Here is a 3,037-nt window from a genome sequence, read left to right on the forward strand (position 1 = left end):
GGTTAAGTCCTCGATCGATTAGTATCAGTCAGCTCCACACGTCACCGCGCTTCCACCTCTGACCTATCAACCTGATCATCTTTCAGGGATCTTACTAGCTTACGCTATGGGAAATCTCATCTCGAGGGGGGCTTCATGCTTAGATGCTTTCAGCACTTATCCCTTCCGCACATAGCTACCCAGCTATGCCTTTGGCAAGACAACTGGTACACCAGCGGTGCGTCCATCCCGGTCCTCTCGTACTAAGGACAGCTCCTCTCAAATTTCCTACGCCCACGACGGATAGGGACCGAACTGTCTCACGACGTTCTGAACCCAGCTCGCGTACCGCTTTAATGGGCGAACAGCCCAACCCTTGGGACCGACTACAGCCCCAGGATGCGATGAGCCGACATCGAGGTGCCAAACCTCCCCGTCGATGTGGACTCTTGGGGGAGATAAGCCTGTTATCCCCGGGGTAGCTTTTATCCGTTGAGCGATGGCCCTTCCATGCGGAACCACCGGATCACTAAGCCCGACTTTCGTCCCTGCTCGACTTGTAGGTCTCGCAGTCAAGCTCCCTTGTGCCTTTACACTCTGCGAATGATTTCCAACCATTCTGAGGGAACCTTTGGGCGCCTCCGTTACATTTTAGGAGGCGACCGCCCCAGTCAAACTGCCCACCTGACACTGTCTCCCAGCCCGATTAGGGCTGCGGGTTAGAATTTCAATACAACCAGGGTAGTATCCCACCGACGCCTCCACCGAAGCTAGCGCTCCGGCTTCTTAGGCTCCTACCTATCCTGTACAAGCTGTACCAAAATTCAATATCAGGCTACAGTAAAGCTCCACGGGGTCTTTCCGTCCTGTCGCGGGTAACCTGCATCTTCACAGGTACTATAATTTCACCGAGTCTCTCGTTGAGACAGTGCCCAGATCGTTACGCCTTTCGTGCGGGTCGGAACTTACCCGACAAGGAATTTCGCTACCTTAGGACCGTTATAGTTACGGCCGCCGTTTACTGGGGCTTCAATTCAAAGCTTCGCTTACGCTAACCTCTCCTCTTAACCTTCCAGCACCGGGCAGGCGTCAGCCCCTATACTTCGCCTTGCGGCTTCGCAGAGACCTGTGTTTTTGCTAAACAGTCGCCTGGGCCTATTCACTGCGGCTTTTCCGGGCTATTCACCCTAAAAAGCACCCCTTCTCCCGAAGTTACGGGGTCATTTTGCCGAGTTCCTTAACGAGAGTTCTCTCGCTCACCTTAGGATTCTCTCCTCGCCTACCTGTGTCGGTTTGCGGTACGGGCACCTCTCACCTCGCTAGAGGCTTTTCTTGGCAGTGTGGAATCAGGAACTTCGGTACTATAATTCCCTCGCCATCACAGCTCAGCCTTCGCGACAACGGGATTTGCCTCGTTGTCAGCCTAACTGCTTGGACGCGCTAATCCAACAGCGCGCTTACCCTATCCTTCTGCGTCCCCCCATTGCTCAAATGGTGAGGAGGTGGTACAGGAATTTCTACCTGTTGTCCATCGCCTACGCCTTTCGGCCTCGGCTTAGGTCCCGACTAACCCTGAGCGGACGAGCCTTCCTCAGGAAACCTTAGGCATTCGGTGGAGGGGATTCTCACCCCTCTTTCGCTACTCATACCGGCATTCTCACTTCTAAGCGCTCCACTAGTCCTTACGGTCTAGCTTCACAGCCCTTAGAACGCTCTCCTACCATTGTTCGTAAGAACAATCCACAGCTTCGGTGATACGTTTAGCCCCGGTACATTTTCGGCGCAGAGTCACTCGACCAGTGAGCTATTACGCACTCTTTAAATGATGGCTGCTTCTAAGCCAACATCCTGGTTGTCTAAGCAACTCCACATCCTTTTCCACTTAACGTATACTTTGGGACCTTAGCTGGTGGTCTGGGCTGTTTCCCTCTTGACTACGGATCTTATCACTCGCAGTCTGACTCCTGAATATAAGTTTTTGGCATTCGGAGTTTGACTGAATTCGGTAACCCGTTGGGGGCCCCTAGTCCAATCAGTGCTCTACCTCCAAAACTCTAAATTCAAGGCTAGCCCTAAAGCTATTTCGGAGAGAACCAGCTATCTCCAAGTTCGATTGGAATTTCTCCGCTACCCACACCTCATCCCCGCACTTTTCAACGTACGTGGGTTCGGGCCTCCATTCAGTGTTACCTGAACTTCACCCTGGACATGGGTAGATCACCTGGTTTCGGGTCTACGACCACGTACTCTATCGCCCTATTCAGACTCGCTTTCGCTGCGGCTCCGTCTTATCAACTTAACCTTGCACGGGATCGTAACTCGCCGGTTCATTCTACAAAAGGCACGCCATTACCCATTAACGGGCTTTGACTACTTGTAGGCACACGGTTTCAGGATCTATTTCACTCCCCTTCCGGGGTGCTTTTCACCTTTCCCTCACGGTACTGGTTCACTATCGGTCACTAGGGAGTATTTAGCCTTGGGAGATGGTCCTCCCTGCTTCCGACGGGATTTCACGTGTCCCGCCGTACTCAGGATCCACTCTGGAGGGAACGAAGTTTCAACTACAGGGTTGTTACCTTCTTTGACGGGCCTTTCCAGACCTCTTCATTTACTTCGTTCCTTTGTAACTCCGTATAGAGTGTCCTACAACCCCAAGAGGCAAGCCTCTTGGTTTGGGCTAATTCCGTTTCGCTCGCCGCTACTCAGGAAATCGCGTTTGCTTTCTCTTCCTCCGGGTACTTAGATGTTTCAGTTCCCCGGGTCTGCCTTTATTACCCTATGTATTCAGGTAAAAATACTACTCCATTACGAGCAGTGGGTTCCCCCATTCGGAAATCTCCGGATCAAAGCTTACTTACAGCTCCCCGAAGCATATCGGTGTTAGTACCGTCCTTCATCGGCTCCTAGTGCCAAGGCATCCACCGTGCGCCCTTAACAACTTAACCTTTGACATTTAAAATGTCGTTTAAATCAATTATTAAGAGAATCACTAAACTAAGCGTTTAAACTCAGTGAATTACTTGAATTGTTATCGTTATCTAGTTTTCAAGGAACA

At 51.4% G+C, this 3,037-nt stretch carries 1 rRNA gene; it reads right to left on the reverse strand.

What is annotated here, in order from left to right:
- Positions 1–2,927: ribosomal RNA gene (locus tag K9V48_RS27550) — 23S ribosomal RNA — on the reverse strand; the annotation flags it as partial.
- Positions 2,928–3,037 lie beyond the last annotated feature (110 nt).

This window comes from Metabacillus rhizolycopersici, assembly GCF_020075705.1.